This window comes from Streptomyces sp. NPDC001970, assembly GCF_053594115.1.
The window spans coordinates 59,379-76,600 of record NZ_JBSFDW010000010.1; the positions used below are offsets into that span (position 1 = coordinate 59,379).

Consider the following 17,222-nt stretch of genomic DNA (forward strand, 5'->3'; position numbering starts at 1 on the left):
GTATGGCAGAGCCTCCGTCCGGCGGCGGTGGCGGCGGCTACGACGGCCCGGGCAGCTCTTCGCCCGTCTCCAGCAGCGTCTTGAGGCTGGACAGGATGTGGGGCCAGCCGCCGCCCACGGCCTCCAGCACCGTGCTCCCGGGAGTGAAGCCGTCGTGCACGACCGTCAGCTTGACCATCTCCCCGGCCGGCTCGATCTCGAACGTCACCTTCGACCGGGGCTCGTCGGCCATCCGGGCGAAGAGCTCCTCGTTCATCCCGAAAGCCCTGGCGAGCTCCGGGGTGAAGGTGTGCCAGCTGTACGACAGCCGCCGGTACGGCTCGGACTCGAGCACGACCTGGGCGGGGTCCGCGATCGTGACGCCCTCCTGCTCCCAGGTCATCCGCGACCCCGTCGTCCAGTCCGACGTGAACGTCACGCCCCAGTAGCGACGGGTGAAGGCCGGGTCGGTCAGTGCATGCCAGAGCCGCTCCGGCGTGGTGTTGATGTACGTGGTGTAGACGAATGCGGGGTTGTCGTTCATGGGTTCTCGCTCCAATGCGGCCTTCAGGTCGGCGAGGGCGCGCACGCGCTCGCGGTCGTACTGGCTGATCCAGCGCTCGGCGATGGCGTTGATCGGCACGGCGTTGAGGTAGTGCAGCTTTTCCCGGCCGCGCCACACGGTGGTCACCAGATCGGCCGCCTCCAGCACCGTGAGGTGCTTGCTGACCGACTGCCTGGTCATGTCGAGCCCGGCACACAGCTCGCGCAGGCTCTGCCCGTTCCGGGCATTCAGGCTGTCCAGCAGCCGGCGGCGGCTGGCGTCGGCCAGTGCCTTGAACACCTCGTCCATGTGATCTCTCGCCACTTCCATCATGCAGCCGTTCAGCTGCATGAAACATAGGCAGCCAAATGGCTGCATGTCAAGCGAGGCGGGCCGGCGCCCGGTGCCCCGTACCCCGGACACGGGCTCTGCGCCGGGGCACACGGGGCCCGCGGGCGCGGGGTGGGGGACAGGCGTGCGATGGCGACGCGGCGGCCGGAGCCGGACGCGTTACGCGTCCTGGTGGTCGTCGGGCTGGTGCCACCTCGGCGCTCGTCTTCGGTGAGCGACTTCTGCGTCAAGAACGCCGAGACCACGGGCACCACGACGATCGCCGCCGGCCTCGGGGTGGTGTGGGCGATGCCGATGCTCTTCCTCGTCGCCGCGTTCGGCGCGTGGCATGCGCTCCGTCGTCGCGGCCCGCGCGGCTTCGCCGGGGAGCGGTTGCTCCGGCTCGGCGTGCCACTCCCGGCGAGGCCCGGGGGCTTGAACGCTCGTGCGGCACAATCGGGACATGACGTCTTCCGGAGAACGCGCCGCCTACTGGCGGGTTCCCGGGCTTGCGCTGGAGGCCATGGACGCCCGCTTCGAGCAGTACGCCTATCCGATGCACGCCCACGACACGTACTCGTTCGGAGTCACCGACGACGGCGCGCAGTCGTGGTGTGCCGGGGAGAGCGGCACGTCAGCGCGGCCGGGCTGGTCATGGCGTTCAATCCGGACGAGCCGCACGACGGACAGTCGGCCGTCCAGCACGGGTACCGCTACCGGATGCTGCACCTCGGCGAGGATCTTGTCCGGGAAGTTCTCGCCGACGCGGCTCCTGGCAGTACGGGGCAGCCGCTCTTCGGCACTCCGGTGGTGGACAACCCGGCGCTGGCCCGCGCCGTGGCCCGCCTCCACAGCGCGGTGGTCCAGAACGCACCCCGATTGGTCGTCGAGGAACGCCTCACCACCGCCGTACTGGCCCTGAGCCGCGACGCCGCCACGCGGTCGGCACCTCTGCTGGACCGGCCGAGCCGGGTGGACCCGGCCGCCATGGCACGGGCCCGGAGCCTGCTGCGGCAGCGATTCGTCGACAACATCACCACCGACGAACTGGCCCGGGTGGCCGGATGCAGCCGCTTCACGCTCCATCGGGGTTTCCGTGCGGCGTACGGTCTCGCGCCCAGTGACCACCAACGCGATCTGCGGTTGCGCCGAGCCCGTGCGCTCCTGGCCGAGGGCACGGCGCCATCGACGGCGGCCGCCGAGGCCGGCTTCGCGGACCAGGCCCATCTCACTCGGTGGTTCACCCGCACCTACGGTGTCACCCCGGCTGCCTATCGAACGGCGCCCCAACAGGCGCCCTAACCCCGAGTGGCACTTAGCTCGACCAAGTGTCATCTATCCCGAAAAGTCGCAGCAACACAGCGTTACGGGATCAAGATCCGCCAACTAGCGTGCTCGTCCGCCGACTAAAATTCTTGGTCGCACTTCCTGTTCGGCGTGCGTGGGCAGCTCGTTGCATAAATCTGCAACGCTGCGTATAGTCATGCCATCAATGAGGAGGGTCCGATGGTGGTACGTGCAGCAGTGGCGGGGGCGAGTGGATACGCGGGCGGGGAGCTGCTCCGACTGCTCCTCGCCCACCCCGGGGTCGAGATCGGCGCCCTGACCGGCCACTCCAACGCCGGGCAGCGGCTCGGCTCCCTCCAGCCGCATCTCCTTCCGCTCGCCGACCGCGTCCTCGAGCCCACCACCGCCGAGGTCCTCGCCGGTCACGACGTCGTCTTCCTCGCACTGCCGCACGGCCAGTCCGCCGCAGTCGCCGAGCAGCTCGGCGCGGACGTCCTCGTCGTCGACATGGGCGCCGACTTCCGGCTGAGTAACTCCGCCGACTGGGAGAAGTTCTACGGCTCCGCGCACGCCGGGACCTGGCCCTACGGCCTGCCCGAACTGCCGGGTGCCCGCGTCGCGCTGGAGGGGTCCAAGCGCATCGCGGTACCCGGCTGCTATCCGACCGCGGTCTCGCTCGCGCTCTTCCCGGCGTACGCGGGCGGGCTCGCCGAGCCCGAGGCCGTGATCACCGCCGCCACCGGCACCTCCGGCGCGGGCAAGGCCCTCAAGCCGCACCTGCTCGGCTCCGAGGTCATGGGCTCCATGAGCCCGTACGGCGTCGGCGGCGGCCACCGGCACACGCCCGAGATGATCCAGAACCTCAGTGCGGTGGCGGGGGAGCCGGTCACCGTGTCGTTCACGCCCACCCTCGCGCCCATGTCCCGCGGGATCCTCGCCACCTGCAGCGCCAAGGCCAAGCCGGGCACGACCGCCGACGCCGTACGCAGCGCCTACGAGAAGGCGTATGCGGACGAGCCGTTCGTCCACCTCCTCCCCGAGGGGCAGTGGCCCGCCACGGCGTCCGTCTACGGTTCCAACGCCGTTCAGGTGCAGGTCGCCCACGACGAGGCCGCCGGCCGCATCATCGCGATCAGCGCCATCGACAACCTCACCAAGGGAACGGCGGGCGGCGCGGTCCAGAGCATGAACATCGCCCTGGGTCTCGATCAGACCACAGGACTTTCCACGATCGGAGTCGCGCCATGACGGTGACGGCAGCACAGGGATTCACGGCCGCGGGCATCGCCGCCGGAATCAAGGAGAGCGGCAACCCGGACATGGCGCTCGTCGTCAACAACGGGCCGCGCCACTCCGCCGCGGGTGTCTTCACCTCCAACCGCGTCAAGGCCGCCCCCGTCCTCTGGTCCGAGCAGGTGCTCAAGGGCGGTGCCGTCTCCGCCGTCGTCCTCAACTCGGGCGGCGCCAACGCCTGCACAGGACCCAAGGGCTTCCAGGACACGCACGCCACCGCAGAGAAGGCCGCCGAGGTGCTCGAGGGCCACAGCGCCGGCGAGATCGCCGTCGCGTCCACCGGACTCATCGGCGTGCTCCTGCCCATGGACAAGCTGCTGCCCGGCATCGAGAAGGCGGCCGCAGAACTCAGCGTCCACGGCGGCGAGAAGGCCGCCATAGCCATCAAGACCACCGACACCGTCCACAAGACGGCCGTCCACCAGGGCGACGGCTGGACCGTCGGCGGCATGGCCAAGGGCGCGGGCATGCTCGCCCCCGGCCTCGCCACCATGCTCGTCGTCCTCACCACCGACGCCGACCTGGACAGCGCCACCCTCGACAAGGCGCTGCGCGACGCCACCCGCGTCACCTTCGACCGGGTCGACTCCGACGGCTGCATGTCCACCAACGACACCGTGCTGCTGCTCGCCTCCGGTGCGTCGGGCATCACCCCGGAGTACGGCGCGTTCGCCGACGCCGTACGGGCCGTCTGCGACGACCTCGCCCGCCGGCTCATCGGCGACGCCGAAGGCGCGAGCAAGGACATCCGCATCGAGGTGGTCGGTGCCGCGAGCGAGGACGACGCCGTCGAGGTGGGCCGCTCGATCGCCCGTAACAACCTCCTCAAGTGCGCCATCCACGGCGAGGACCCCAACTGGGGCCGGGTGCTGTCGGCGATCGGCACGACGAAGGCCGCCTTCGAACCCGACCGTCTCAACGTCGCCATCAACGACGTCTGGGTCTGCAGGAACGGCTCCGTCGGTGAGGACCGCGACCTCGTCGACATGCGCTACCGCGAGGTGAGGATCACCGCCGACCTGGCCGCGGGCAGCGAATCGGCCGTCATCTGGGCCAATGACCTCACCGCCGACTACGTCCACGAGAACAGCGCCTACTCCTCCTGAGGACCAGGGACAAGGGACAGATGAGCACGCGTAAGCACACCGCACTCCCCAAGGCGCAGACCTTGATCGAGGCACTGCCGTGGCTCACCCGCCATCACGGCAAGACGGTAGTCATCAAGTTCGGCGGAAACGCCATGGTCGACGAGGACCTGAAGGCAGCCTTCGCCCAGGACGTCGTCTTCCTGCGCCACGCCGGCATCAAGCCCGTCGTCGTGCACGGCGGCGGCCCCCAGATCAGCGCGCAGCTCGACAAGCACGGGCTGGTCAGCGAGTTCAAGGCAGGGCTCCGCGTGACGACGCCCGAGGCGATGGACGTCGTACGGATGGTGCTGGCCGGCCAGGTCCAGCGCGAGCTGGTCGGGCTGCTCAACCAGCACGGTCCGTTCGCCATCGGCCTCACGGGCGAGGACGCGCACACCATCACCGCCACCAAGCACCGCCCGACCATCGACGGCGAACTCGTCGACATCGGCCGGGTCGGCGAGATCACCGCGATCGACACCGGCGCGATCAAGACGCTCCTGAGCGACGGCCGGATTCCGGTGATCTCCTCCATCGCGCGCAGCGCGGACGACGGCCATGTGTACAACGTCAACGCCGACACCGCAGCGGCGGCCCTCGCCGCCGCCCTCGGCGCGGAGACCCTGATGGTCCTCACCGATGTCGAAGGCCTCTACGAGGACTGGCCCGACAGCGACGAGGTGATCAGCCGCCTCACCGCCACCGAGCTGGAGAAGCTGCTGCCCGAGCTGTCCAGCGGAATGGTCCCCAAGATGCAGGGCTGCCTGTACGCCGTACGCAACGGCGTCAACACCGCGCGCGTCATCGACGGCCGGGTGCAGCACTCCATCCTGCTGGAGATCTTCACCGACGAGGGCATCGGCACGATGGTCGTACCCGACGGAACCGAAGGGGGAACCCCGTGAGCGACCCGGCCAATCAGCAGCTGTCCCAGCGCTGGCAGGGCTCGATGATGGACAACTACGGCACGCCGCAGCTGTCCCTGGTCCGCGGCGAGGGGGCGAAGGTCTGGGACGCCGACGGCACCGAGTACCTCGACTTCGTCGGCGGCATCGCCGTGAACGCGCTCGGCCACGCCCACCCCGCCATCGTCGAGGCCGTCTCCCGGCAGATCGCCTCGCTCGGTCATGTCTCGAATCTGTACGTCGCAGAGCCGCCCGTCGCCCTCGCCGAGCGGCTGCTCCAGCTCTTCGGCCGGCCCGGACGCGTCCTGTTCTGCAACTCGGGTGCCGAGGCCAACGAAGCCGCTTTCAAGCTGGGCCGGCTGACCGGACGTACGCACATGGTCGCCACCGCCGGCGGCTTCCACGGGCGGACGATGGGTGCCCTCGCGCTCACCGGGCAGCCCGCGAAGCAGCAGCCGTTCCTCCCACTGCCCGGTGACGTCACACACGTTCCGTACGGCGACGCCGACGCGCTGCGGGCCGCCGTCACGACCGACACCGCCCTCGTGATCATCGAGCCGGTCCAGGGCGAGAACGGCGTGGTCGTCCCGCCCGCCGGCTATCTCAAGGCCGCCCGCGAGATCACCGGCGCCACCGGCACCCTGCTCGTCCTCGACGAGGTCCAGACCGGCATCGGCCGCACCGGGCACTGGTTCGAGCACCAGGCGCACGGCGTCGAGCCGGACATCGTCACCCTTGCCAAGGGCCTGGGCGGCGGCCTGCCGCTCGGCGCGGTCGTCGCCTTCGGCGAGGCGGCCGACCTCTTCCGGCCGGGGCAGCACGGCACGACCTTCGGCGGCAACCCGGTCGCCTGTGCGGCCGGTCTCGCCGTACTCAGGACCCTCGACGGCATGCTCGACGAGGTGAAGCGGATCGGCGAGCGGATCAGGGACGGGATCGAGAATCCCGTCGGGAGTCGCCGGCACCCTCTGGTCTCGCATGTCCGCGGCGCGGGCCTGCTGCTGGGTATCGTGCTCAACGAGCCCCTCGCGCCCCAGGTGCAGAAGGCGGCTCAGGGTGCCGGCCTCCTGGTCAACGCGCCCGCCCCCGATGTCGTAAGGATCATGCCGCCGCTGATCATCGGCGACGCGGAGGTGGACGCGTTCCTCCGGGCGCTCCCCGGCATCCTCGACGCAGCACATCACGGGGACGGACGATCCGGAGAATGAGACGACGATGACCGAGGCGACGCAGGACACCGAGACCGGCGGCCCGTCGGTGCCGCAGACCCGCACGGCACGCCACCGCCGGATCGTGGACATCCTCAACCGGCAGCCGGTGCGCTCGCAGAGCCAGCTGGCGAAGCTCCTCGCCGACGACGGGCTGAGCGTCACCCAGGCGACGCTCTCCCGGGATCTCGACGAGCTGGGCGCGGTGAAGATCCGCAACACCGGGGGCGAGCTGATCTACGCGGTGCCCAGCGAGGGCGGATTCCGCACCCCGCAGGCACCGCTCGGCGAGTCCGCGAAGGAGGAGCGGATGCGCCGCCTCTCCGGCGAGCTGCTGATCTCCGCCGAGGCCTCGGCCAACCTGGTGGTCCTGCGCACCCCGCCCGGCGCGGCCCAGTTCCTCGCCTCGGCCATCGACCAGGCCGAACTGCACGCGATCCTCGGCACGATCGCGGGCGACGACACGGTCCTGCTCATCTCCCGCGACCCGGCGGGCGGCAAGGCGCTGGCGGACCATCTGCTGCGGCTCGCGCAGAACGACCGCTGACGGGCCCTCAGCGCACGGCCGGTGCCGGCTCGGCGAGCGGCAGCCCGAAGGCGGGGAACAGCGACGGGTCCTGGAAGGAGACGACCCGGGCGATCCCGGACGCCGTGACGGTGTGCACCTCGATGGCGAACGCACGCAGGACGCCGTCCTCGCCGCACTCGTACAGCGCGAGCGCCGGCTGGCCGTTCGCCGCCGTGGGGACGAGACGGCTGCCCGGGCTGCCGAACACCGGGCAGTGCGTCGAGACCAGCCGTACGGCGGCCTCGCGGCCGGTGAACCACGTCGGGTTCGGCGGCATCTCGAAGACGATGTCATCCGTCAGCAGCCGCATCAGGCCCTCGACGTCGGCATGGGCGAACGCCGTCGCATACCGTTCCACCAGCTCCCGCTGCTCCGGCTCCGTGGGGCGCACGACCGTGTCCGGCGCCGGGGCCGCCCGGGAGAGCTGGGCGCGGGCGCGCTGGAGGGCGCTGTTCACGGCCGTCTCCGTGGTCCCGGTCAGTTCGGCGACCTCGGAGGACCGCCACCGCAGCACATCGCGCAGGATCAGGATCGCCCGCTGCCGGGGCGGAAGCAGCTGAAGCGCGGCGACGAAGGCCAGCCGGACACTCTCGCGCGAGGTGACGACGGCCGCCGGGTCGGCGCCTTCGGCGCGGTCCGCCGCGAGCAGCGCGTCCGGCAGCGGCTGCAGCCAGGGCACCTCCGGCTGCTCGGGTGCCAGCGGCACGCCCGGGTCGTCACCGGGCGCGCCGAGCCCCGACGGCAGCGGGCGGTGGCTGCCGCGCTCCAGGGCGGTCAGACAGGCGTTGGTCGCGATGCGGTAGAGCCAGGTGCGCAGCGAGGAGCGGCCCTCGAAGCCGTCGTACGCGCGCCAGGCGCGCAGATAGGTCTCCTGGACCAGGTCCTCGGCGTCGTGGACCGAGCCGAGCATCCGGTAGCAGTGGGCGAGCAGCTCACGACGGTACGGCTCGGTGAGGCTCGCGAAGTCCGTGTCGCTCGCCATGGCTGTCACTCCCTCTGCCCCCTGTGCACGTGCGGGGCCCATGGGAAGAGACTCGGAGTCCGGCCGGAACTCATCGCCGCGAGCCCGGCGGAAGACCGACGACTTCCCCGCAGCCCCCGCGTCGGTACGGAGATGAACGCTTCACAGCCCCGGACACAGCCTCGGCCCGACGCGCAGCGACAGCCGGATCCGCGCCGCTGGAAGGCGCCGGCGCTGCTGTGCGCCGCTCGCAGGCGCCGGTGGGCGGGAACCTCGTGCTGATACTCCTCGGCATGGCCGCCTGGGGCATGTCGCTCACGGTGTCCCCGTACGCCCAGCAGGCGCTCGGCCACTCCGCTCTGCTGTTCGGACTCAGCTCCGCCGTGATCCCGGCACGGCGGCCGTGGGGTCGGTGGCCGGCCAGGCCGTCGTCACCCGCACCGGGCCGCGTTCCGTCGCCGTGGCCGGTATGGCCCTGACGGGCATCGGCTGCCTCCTGCTCACCCGGGTCCCGACGGACGGCAGCTACTTCGGTGACATCTTCCGCGGGCTGCTTGTCTTCGGGCCCGAGCTCGGAGCCGCCTTCGTCGCCGCCTCCGTCGCCTCGCCGGCCGGCGTCGCGGAGCGGGAGTCCGGAAGGAACACGGACTCCTTCCGGATCGGCGGCGCCTTCGGTGTGGCCGTCCTGTCCACGGTCGCCGTGCCCCGCGCCGGCGCGGCCGACCCCCTCGCCGCGCTCACGGAAGGCTTCCGCACGGTCTTCGCCGCCTCGATCGGCTTCTCGGCGGCCGGGCTGCTGGTCGCACTGCTGCTCCTGGGGCCGAGCGCGCCGCTGAGCGACCCCGGTGGCCGCTGCCGCGATCGCCCGGCGACCCTGCAGGTCAGGCGGCCGGTGCGTCCGAGTGGTTCTGCTTCGTCAGATGACGGAAGAAGCCACTGGTCTGCCACGTGGTGCCGTCCGCGGCGACGGCGAAGCCTTCGGTGTCCGGCAGTCCCTCCAGCCAGTCGCGGCCCCGCTCGCCCATCGCATAGGCGGCCGTCGCCCGGGCGTCAGCCTGGGTCAGGCCCGGTGCCACGACGGTGAGGGAGGCGAGAGCTCCGACCGGCGGGGCGCCCGTGTGCGGATCGACGATGTGGCAGCCGCGTTCGGCGGGCCCCGATGTGGCGACCGCGAGGCTCTCATCGGTCTCGACCACCGCGACCAGCCCGCCGGGGGACAGCGGGTCCGAGATGCCGACCCGCCACGGGCCGCCGTGCAGCTGGACGTCGCCCCCGCCGTTGAGGCAGACCGCGGCGGCACCGGACGAGGCGAGCATGCGCGCCGCGCGCTCCACCGCCCAGCCCTTGACCAGACCGGTGGGGTCGAGTCCGCCGCCGTACCCGGTGGTGAACCAGCCGTCGCTCAGCCGCTCCTCCGTCTCGCAGAGCCCGAGCACCTCGGTCACGTCGGGCGCGCAGTCCGCCAGGACGAGTTCCCCCCGGGCGAGCCTGCTCACCTCGCTGTCCCGGCGGTACGTCGAGAAGAGCTCGTCCGCGCGGTGCAGGGCGGCCACGGCCGCGACGAGTCCCGCGCGCATGCGCGGGCCGTCGCAGTCGGCGGCCATCCGCACGTCGAACGAGAACACCGTGCCCATCGCGTGCTCGATGTGGCGCAGGCGTGCCCGGTCCGCCGTCACAGGCCGGCCTTGTCGAGGGCGCTCTGCAGGGACGTGATGTAGCCCTGGCTCGTGTACGAGGCTCCGGAGACGGTGTCGATCCGGGCGCTCTGCGCGGCGACGGCGGCCTGGTTGAGTTTCGGTACGGCGGTGGCGGCGATCTGGCGGCTGTTGGGATCGGACGACGGTGTCTTGACGGCCTCGGCCGCGGTGATCCTGCCCCCGCTGACGGTGATGCGGACCTGGACGTCGCCGTACTGGGTCGACGCCACGTCCCCGAGGACCGCCTCGGGCGTCGCCGGCGTCTCGGGCGTCTCGGGCGTTTCGGGCGCCTCCGAGCCCGAGTCAGAGTCCGAGCCGGAGCCCGAGCCGCCGGTGCCGCTCCCGGTGTTCGATTCGGGCGTTGAGTCCGCTTCGGGAGTCGAGCCCGCTCCGGCTCCTTCCTCGGCGCCGGATCCCGGAGCCCCGGCGGCCCCGGCCTTGTCGAGCGCGCTCTGCAGGGACGTGATGTATCCCTCGCTCGTGTAAGTGGCTCCGGAGACGGTGTCGATCCGGGCGCTCTGCGCGGCGACGGCGGCCTGGTTGAGTTTCGGTACGGCGGTGGCGGCGATCTGCCGGCTCTTGGGATCGGACGACGGTGTCTTGACGGCCTCGGCCGCCGTGATCCTGCCGCCGCTCAGCGTGAGCCGCACCTGCACCGGGCCGTACTGGGTCGCGGCCTCGTCGCCGAGGACGCTCTGCCCGCCCGCGGGTTCGACCCCGGCCCCGGTCCCGGCGGGTGCCGACCCCGCGGGCGGCACGGCACCGCCGGCCTGCGGCGCCGTCCCCGCCGCCGGTGTGCCCGGCTGTTTCACCGCGAGGAGCAGCACGACGGCCGACGTGGTGCCGGCGATGCTGAGCATGATCCGGCGCAGTGGGTGTTTCCTCTTCACGGACGGCCTCACATCTCGAACGACTCGTGGTGGATACGGCGGGACGGCACTCCCGCCGCGCGCAGTGCGTGGTACGACTCCTCGGCGAGACCGGGCGGTCCGCACAGATAGACGTCGTGCTGGGCGATGTCCGGCAGCACCTCCTTGAGCCGCTCGGTGGTGATCCGGGGACGTGCCCCGTCCGGCCCGTTCACGGCGTACATCAGCCTCGCCTCCCGCGCCTCGGCGATCTGCTGCAGCTCGCTCCACAGCGCCAGGTCCTCCGTCGTGCCGGCCCGGTAGAGCAGGGACAGGTCCCCGGGGCCGCCCGGCAGCGTCTCGAACAGGGCCCGCAGCGGCGTGATGCCGGCCCCTCCGGCGATCAGGAGCACCTTGTTCCGGCTCCGCCGCCCCGCGGTCATCGCTCCGTAGGGCCCCTCGGCCCAGACCCGCGTCCCCGGTTCCAGCCGGGCGAGCGCCGTGCTGTGCTCGCCGACGGCCTTGACGGTGATGCGCAGCAGATCCGGGCGGGGCGGAGCGGAGAGGGAGTACGGATTCGAGCTCCAGCGCAGCCCCTTGGTGAGGAACCGCCAGCGGAAGAACTGCCCCGCCTCGGCGCCCAGCCGGTGCAGTCGCCGCCCGCTGATCAGTACCGAGACCACGCCGGGGGCCTCGTCCACGACCGATTCCACCCGCATCCGGTGCCGGAGGTTGAGCCGTACCGGCGCCAGGATCCGGTACCACACGAGCAGGGCGCCGACCGTCCCGTACAGCACGTACCAGACTGTGCGAGCGGTGGGACCGGCCACGAACTCGGCGCCGGTGGCCACCTGGTGCCAGAAGGTCAGATACACGGCGGCATAGGTCAGCAGATGCAGGTAGTACCAGGTCTCGTAGCGCATGCGGCGGCGCACCGCGCCGGCCGAGACGAAGCCGACGATCAGCAGGAGGACGGTACCGGCCGCCGCTTCGATCATTTCGGGGAAGTCGACGACGACGGTCACGGTCTGCTCGACGAGGCCGGTCCGGCCCTGTACGGAGTATCCCCAGATGATCAGTACGACATGGGCGACGATCAGGCCGATCGCGTACCGGCCGCTCATCGCGTGCCAGCGGGCCGACCGGTCGGAACCCACACGTCGCTCCAGCGCGGGGACGCGCGCCATCTGCAGCACCACGAGCGCGATCATGTAACCGCCCAGCAGGCCGGTGATCCTTCCCGCCCCGACCAGCCACTCGGCGGTGTCCATGTGGACGACCGCCGTGTTCTCCCACCACAGCCACAGGACGGCGGCCGCTCCCGCCCAGGCCGCGACCAGCAGCACCGCCGCCGGATTGCGGCGCGGCCGGATCGCGCGCATGGTCTGGCGCCTTGCGGCCCGACCGCTCTGCATCATCGTCACGGCTGCTCCTCGGCTCATCCGTATCGCCTGTGGATACGCAGACGAGGGCCGAGGAGTTCAACGCCGGGCCGCTTGTGTCAGCCGCGGGCGTCCGGGCGTCCGCAGGGCCGCTGACGGAGGGTCAGTCGTTGCGCGCGGGCAGCGGTAGCGGGAGCGCCGGCAGCCCGTCGAGGCTCACTCCGACATGCGGCTTCTTCTCGCAGTACGCCGCGAACTCCTCGTCCGTCTTCCGCCCGAAGTGCTCCGCGTGCTGCGTACGCTCCTCGCGGTAGTCCATGAACGGTACGGCGAATCCGCAGGCGTCACTGATCCGGCGGGCGTGCACCACGATGATCGCGCGGGCCGCGGCCCCGTCGGCGTCCTTGAAGTACGGGATGAACTCCGCCCACCGCGGGTCGTCCCGGAGCACCGCCTCCCCGTGACCGTGCACCCGCAGCACTTTCGGCGGACCGGCGAACGCACACCACATCAGGGTGATGCGGCCGTTCTCCCGGACATGGGCGATGGTCTCTGCGCCGCTGCCGCCGAAGTCCAGGTAGGTCAGGGTCCGTTCGTCGATGACGGCGAGGGTGCCCTTGCGGCCCTTGGGGGAGAGGTTGACGTGACCGTCGCCCGCGAGCGGGGCGGTGGCGGTGAAGAAGAGGGGCTGTTCCTCGATGAATGTCCGGATGCGGCCTTCTATGCGTTCGTAGGTCTGTCCCATGCTCGGATTATGGACCTGATGAGGGAACCGCCGGGGCGCCCGGGGCTGTTCGTCGCGGACTCCGGCACGCCTGACCGCCACCGCAGCCGCCGCATCACGTAGTCGCTGAACAGGTGGGTGCAGCGGTCCAGCAGCGCGGCGATTTCGGCAGGGTCGTGGCGCTCTCCCACCGGCGGTTCCCACTGCTGGATCGCGGGCCCGGCCAGGGACCGGAGCGTGGGGTCCTCGTCCTCCAGCAGGCTTACGGCAGCCCGGAGTTGCGCGATTCCGCCCTGCGCGCGCAGCAGCCGGAAGGCCGCCCGCCGCGTGTGGGCCGGCCGGTCGGCGGCGAGCCGCCGCGCGAGCCAGTCCTCCGGGAGGCGGCCTGCCGACGGGAGCAGGGCGGCGACCGTCTCCCGCGCGACGGCGGCCGCCGGGTCGTCGAGCAGCGGGCGCAGCCGCTCCGTGTCGGCCTTGTCCAGCGCGCGCAGTCCGGCGACCGCTCGGGCGCGCACCGACGGGACCGGGTGGGCGGTGAGCGGCCACAGCAGCGCGGCATCGCCGGGCTCACCGCATTCGGCGAGCCCCAGGGGTGCCCAGGCCGGTATGCCGAGGTCGGACGGGTCCGCGCACAGGGTGCGGTAGAGCGGGAGCGGTTCGAGGCCGCCCTGCCGCAGCACATAGCGGGCGCAGGCCCGGACCGGTCCTGAGCGGTCGGTGAGATACGGCCGGGCGTCGGCATGGCGTCCGGCCCGGCGCAGCGCGGTGACTCCGGCGGACCGCACTCCCGGCTGCCGGGAGTGCAGGAGCGGAACGATCACGTCGTCGTAGCCGCTCGCGTCGAGCGCGAGCGCGAGCGCGGCGTCGGCGCACAGGTTCTGCACGACGGTGTCGGCGTCGGTGGCGGCGGCGCGGGCCAGGCGCGCCGCGGGGAGCAGTCCGCGGTCCACGGCCGCGCCGTACGCGAAACGGCGGGTGTCCCGGTCCTCGGCGGACAGCAGGGGCGTGAAGGTCGCGGCCGGAGCGGACCGCAGGAGTGCGGCGAGGGTGTCGCGCGCGAAGGTGCCGCGCTCACGGCGAGCCATGCGCAGGACGAGCCCGGTGAGCGTCACGAGCGTCTCAGGGCGCGCGGAGGCGAGCAGCCCCGGGAGCAGCGCCCGGGCCCGCCCGCGTACCGGAGCGGCCCAGTCCGCGGTGCGGACGACGATCAGCGGCAGCAGCTCGGGCCGTGCGGCCACCTGCTCCAGCGCCGATTCCCGGACGCGGCCGTCGCGGTGGCACAGGGCGAGCGCGAGCGCCGGCCGGTGCGTGGTGCCCGCGGCCCCGGTCTCGCGGGCGCTCGGCCGCTGGAAGCGCACCTCGGCGTCGAAGTCGAGCCAGGCCCCGGGATCGCTCACATCGAGTGCCGCATGGACCGGTGCTCCCTGCGCGATCCGCTCCACGGCGGTGTACTCCCTGGTCCGCATGGGGTGAGCGTACGGAGGGCGATCCCCGGCGGCCACGGAATTCCCTGGCGTTGACAAAACATACGGAGGTCTGCATAGTTATACCCATCACCGCATGCACCGTAAGGAGAATCCCGTGACCGAGCGCGTCGTACTCGCCTACTCGGGCGGTCTGGACACCTCCGTCGCCATCGGCTGGATCGCCGAGGAGACGGGCGCCGAGGTCATCGCCGTTGCCGTGGACGTCGGCCAGGGCGGCGAGGACCTGGACGTCATCCGCAAGCGCGCGCTTGCCTGCGGTGCCGTCGAGGCCGAGGTCGCGGACGCCAAGGACGAGTTCGCCGAGGAGTACTGCCTCCCGGCGATCAAGGCCAACGCCCTCTACATGGACCGGTACCCGCTGGTCTCCGCCCTCTCCCGGCCGACGATCGTCAAGCACCTCGTCGCCGCGGCCAAGAAGCACAACGCCGGCATCGTCGCCCACGGCTGCACCGGCAAGGGCAACGACCAGGTGCGCTTCGAGGCCGGCATCCAGGCCCTCGGCCCCGACCTGAAGTGCATCGCCCCGGTCCGTGACTACGCGATGACCCGGGACAAGGCGATCGCCTTCTGCGAGGAGAAGCAGCTCCCGATCGCGACCACCAAGAAGTCGCCGTACTCCATCGACCAGAACGTCTTCGGGCGGGCCGTCGAGACCGGCTTCCTGGAGGACATCTGGAACGCGCCGATCGAGGACATCTACGAGTACACCTCCAACCCGGCGACGCCCCGCGAGGCCGACGAGGTGATCATCTCCTTCAAGGAGGGTGTCCCGGTCGCCATCGACGGCAAGCCCGTCACCGTCCTGCAGGCCATCCAGCAGCTCAACGAGCGCGCCGGCGCCCAGGGCATCGGCCGGATCGACATGGTCGAGGACCGGCTCGTCGGCATCAAGTCCCGTGAGGTGTACGAGGCCCCGGGCGCGATCGCGCTGATCACCGCCCACCAGGAGCTCGAGAACGTCACGGTCGAGCGCGAGCTGGCCCGCTACAAGCGGCAGGTCGAGCAGCGCTGGGGCGAGCTCGTCTACGACGGCCTGTGGTTCTCGCCGCTCAAGCGCGCCCTGGACGGCTTCGTCAACGAGGCCAACCAGCACGTCACCGGCGACATCCGGATGACCCTGCACGGCGGCCGCGCCGTCGTCACCGGCCGGAAGTCGGACGAGTCGCTGTACGACTTCAACCTCGCCACGTACGACTCGGGCGACACCTTCGACCAGTCGAAGGCGCAGGGCTTCATCGACATCTTCGGCCTGTCGTCGAAGATCGCGGCCAAGCGCGATCTGGCCTGATTCGATACGCGTACGACGGCCGCCTCCCTGTTCCTCCGCGGCAGGGAGGCGGCGGCACATCCACCCTCCTGAGGAGCAAGAGCTGTGAGCAGCAACAACGGTGACGTCCGGCTCTGGGGCGGCCGCTTCGCCGACGGGCCCGCCGAGGCGCTGGCGAAGCTGTCCGCGTCGGTCCACTTCGACTGGCGGCTCGCGCCGTACGACATCGCAGGCTCTCGCGCCCACGCCCGCGTGCTCCACAAGGCGGGCCTGCTCACCGCCGACGAGCTGGAGCGGATGATCGCCGGACTCGACCGGCTCGAGGCCGATGTCGCCGACGGCAGCTTCGTGGGAACCATCGCCGACGAGGACGTCCACACCGCCCTGGAGCGCGGACTCCTCGAACGCCTCGGCCCCGACCTCGGCGGCAAGCTGCGCGCCGGCCGGTCCCGCAACGACCAGGTCGCCACACTCTTCCGGATGTATCTGCGCGACCACGCCCGCATCATCGGCGGACTCGTCGCCGACCTCCAGGACGCCCTCGTGGGTCTCGTCGAGGCCCACCCGGACGTCGCCATGCCCGGCCGTACGCACCTTCAGCACGCCCAGCCCGTGCTCTTCGCCCATCACGTCCTGGCGCACGTCCAGGCTCTGTCCCGGGACGCCGAACGGCTCCGGCAGTGGGACGAGCGGACAGCCGTGTCGCCGTACGGCTCCGGCGCGCTCGCCGGGTCCTCCCTGGGGCTCGACCCGGAGGCGGTCGCGAAGGACCTCGGCTTCGAGCACGGCTCCGCCGGGAACTCCATCGACGGTACGGCGTCCCGCGACTTCGTCGCCGAGTTCGCGTTCATCACCGCGATGATCGGCGTGAACCTGTCCCGGATCGCCGAGGAGGTCATCATCTGGAACACGAAGGAGTTCTCCTTCGTGACGCTCCACGACGCCTTCTCGACCGGTTCGTCGATCATGCCGCAGAAGAAGAACCCGGACATCGCCGAACTGGCGCGGGGAAAGTCGGGCCGCCTCATCGGCAACCTCACCGGGCTGCTCGCGACGCTTAAGGCGCTGCCGCTCGCGTACAACCGCGACCTCCAGGAGGACAAGGAGCCGGTCTTCGACTCCTGCGACCAGCTGGAGGTCCTGCTCCCGGCGTTCACCGGGATGATGGCCACGCTGACCGTCAACCGCGAACGCATGGAGGAGCTGGCGCCCGCAGGCTTCTCGCTGGCCACCGACATCGCCGAGTGGCTGGTCAAGCAGGGCGTGCCGTTCCGCGTCGCGCACGAGGTCGCGGGGGAGTGCGTCAAGGAGTGCGAGGCGCACGGGATCGAGCTGGACCAGCTCACGGACGACCAGTTCGCCAAGATCTCCGAGCATCTGACCCCTGAGGTCCGCACGGTCCTCGACGTTCCCGGCGCGCTCGCCTCCCGCAACGGACGCGGAGGCACGGCCCCGTCGGCCGTCGCCGTCCAGCTTGCCGAGGTCAAGGCCGACCTGGCGGCCCAGCACGCCTGGGCCACCGCGAAGAACTGACCCGTCCGTGTCGAAGGGCCCCGTCGCACCATGGTGCGACGGGGCCCTGCTCGGTGGAGGCCGATCACGAGATATCTTGATG

At 71.4% G+C, this 17,222-nt stretch carries 16 protein-coding genes and 1 pseudogene; 10 read left to right on the top strand and 7 right to left on the bottom strand.

The window, feature by feature from the left end; genetic code table 11:
* Nucleotides 1-37: 37 nt before the first annotated feature.
* A complete protein-coding gene (locus ACWCP0_RS14995; protein ID WP_451079351.1) occupies nucleotides 38-832 on the bottom strand; it encodes an ArsR/SmtB family transcription factor in 795 nt (264 codons plus the stop codon).
* Between the two features lie 577 nt (nucleotides 833-1,409).
* On the opposite strand from ACWCP0_RS14995, the pseudogene ACWCP0_RS15000 reads away from it, so the two are divergent.
* From ACWCP0_RS15000 to ACWCP0_RS15030, 7 genes and pseudogenes are all read left to right on the top strand, one after another.
* Nucleotides 1,410-1,696: pseudogene (locus ACWCP0_RS15000) on the top strand (AraC family ligand binding domain-containing protein); the annotation flags it as partial.
* Nucleotides 1,697-1,840: 144 nt separating this feature from the next.
* Complete coding sequence (locus tag ACWCP0_RS15005; protein ID WP_451079352.1) at nucleotides 1,841-2,155, top strand: helix-turn-helix transcriptional regulator; 315 nt, start codon at nucleotides 1,841-1,843, stop codon at nucleotides 2,153-2,155.
* 204 nt (nucleotides 2,156-2,359) lie between these two features.
* The gene (argC, locus tag ACWCP0_RS15010; RefSeq protein WP_451079230.1) at nucleotides 2,360-3,388 is read left to right on the top strand and encodes an N-acetyl-gamma-glutamyl-phosphate reductase; all 1,029 of its coding nucleotides are present in this window, start codon (nucleotides 2,360-2,362) and stop codon (nucleotides 3,386-3,388) included.
* The gene (argJ, locus tag ACWCP0_RS15015; protein ID WP_451079231.1) at nucleotides 3,385-4,539 is read left to right on the top strand and encodes a bifunctional glutamate N-acetyltransferase/amino-acid acetyltransferase ArgJ; all 1,155 of its coding nucleotides are present in this window, start codon (nucleotides 3,385-3,387) and stop codon (nucleotides 4,537-4,539) included. Before argC ends, argJ begins: the two co-directional genes overlap by 4 nt.
* A gap of 20 nt (nucleotides 4,540-4,559) precedes the next feature.
* On the top strand, nucleotides 4,560-5,465 hold the full coding sequence (argB, locus tag ACWCP0_RS15020) for an acetylglutamate kinase (RefSeq protein WP_451079232.1): 906 nt from the start codon (nucleotides 4,560-4,562) through the stop codon (nucleotides 5,463-5,465).
* Nucleotides 5,462-6,673, top strand: coding sequence for an acetylornithine transaminase (locus tag ACWCP0_RS15025; protein WP_451079233.1), 1,212 nt, complete (start codon nucleotides 5,462-5,464; stop codon nucleotides 6,671-6,673). The genes argB and ACWCP0_RS15025 overlap by 4 nt, the downstream gene beginning before the upstream one ends.
* A 7-nt stretch (nucleotides 6,674-6,680) precedes the next feature.
* Entirely contained in the window at nucleotides 6,681-7,220 is a 540-nt protein-coding gene (locus tag ACWCP0_RS15030; protein ID WP_451079234.1) for an arginine repressor, read from the top strand.
* A 7-nt stretch (nucleotides 7,221-7,227) separates the two neighbouring features.
* Here the strand turns inward: ACWCP0_RS15030 and ACWCP0_RS15035 are convergent, their stop codons facing one another.
* Complete coding sequence (locus ACWCP0_RS15035) at nucleotides 7,228-8,223, bottom strand: sigma-70 family RNA polymerase sigma factor (protein ID WP_451079235.1); 996 nt, start codon at nucleotides 8,221-8,223, stop codon at nucleotides 7,228-7,230.
* A 218-nt stretch (nucleotides 8,224-8,441) separates the two neighbouring features.
* Between ACWCP0_RS15035 and ACWCP0_RS15040 the strand changes: the two genes are divergently transcribed.
* Nucleotides 8,442-8,681, top strand: coding sequence for a hypothetical protein (locus tag ACWCP0_RS15040; RefSeq protein WP_451079236.1), 240 nt, complete (start codon nucleotides 8,442-8,444; stop codon nucleotides 8,679-8,681).
* A gap of 402 nt (nucleotides 8,682-9,083) precedes the next feature.
* Here ACWCP0_RS15040 and ACWCP0_RS15045 read toward each other — a convergent pair whose 3' ends face one another.
* The 5 genes from ACWCP0_RS15045 to ACWCP0_RS15065 form a co-directional block, all read right to left on the bottom strand.
* Nucleotides 9,084-9,836, bottom strand: a complete 753-nt coding sequence (locus ACWCP0_RS15045; RefSeq protein WP_451079353.1) for an FAD:protein FMN transferase — start codon at nucleotides 9,834-9,836, stop codon at nucleotides 9,084-9,086.
* Between the two features lie 38 nt (nucleotides 9,837-9,874).
* Nucleotides 9,875-10,789 (bottom strand): FMN-binding protein, encoded by a 915-nt coding sequence (locus tag ACWCP0_RS15050; RefSeq protein ID WP_451079237.1) that lies wholly within the window; start codon nucleotides 10,787-10,789, stop codon nucleotides 9,875-9,877.
* An 8-nt stretch (nucleotides 10,790-10,797) separates the two neighbouring features.
* A complete protein-coding gene (locus ACWCP0_RS15055) occupies nucleotides 10,798-12,165 on the bottom strand; it encodes a ferredoxin reductase family protein (RefSeq protein WP_451079354.1) in 1,368 nt (455 codons plus the stop codon).
* A gap of 127 nt (nucleotides 12,166-12,292) precedes the next feature.
* Entirely contained in the window at nucleotides 12,293-12,874 is a 582-nt protein-coding gene (locus ACWCP0_RS15060) for a pyridoxamine 5'-phosphate oxidase family protein (RefSeq protein ID WP_451079238.1), read from the bottom strand.
* Nucleotides 12,850-14,319: a hypothetical protein gene (locus tag ACWCP0_RS15065; RefSeq protein WP_451079239.1), complete on the bottom strand. Its 1,470-nt coding sequence runs from the start codon at nucleotides 14,317-14,319 to the stop codon at nucleotides 12,850-12,852. The genes ACWCP0_RS15060 and ACWCP0_RS15065 overlap by 25 nt, the downstream gene beginning before the upstream one ends.
* Before the next feature lie 115 nt (nucleotides 14,320-14,434).
* On the opposite strand from ACWCP0_RS15065, the gene ACWCP0_RS15070 reads away from it, so the two are divergent.
* On the top strand, nucleotides 14,435-15,628 hold the full coding sequence (locus tag ACWCP0_RS15070) for an argininosuccinate synthase (protein WP_451079240.1): 1,194 nt from the start codon (nucleotides 14,435-14,437) through the stop codon (nucleotides 15,626-15,628).
* Nucleotides 15,629-15,712: 84 nt separating this feature from the next.
* A complete protein-coding gene (argH, locus tag ACWCP0_RS15075; RefSeq protein ID WP_451079241.1) occupies nucleotides 15,713-17,140 on the top strand; it encodes an argininosuccinate lyase in 1,428 nt (475 codons plus the stop codon).
* The last annotated feature ends 82 nt before the right edge of the window (nucleotides 17,141-17,222 follow it).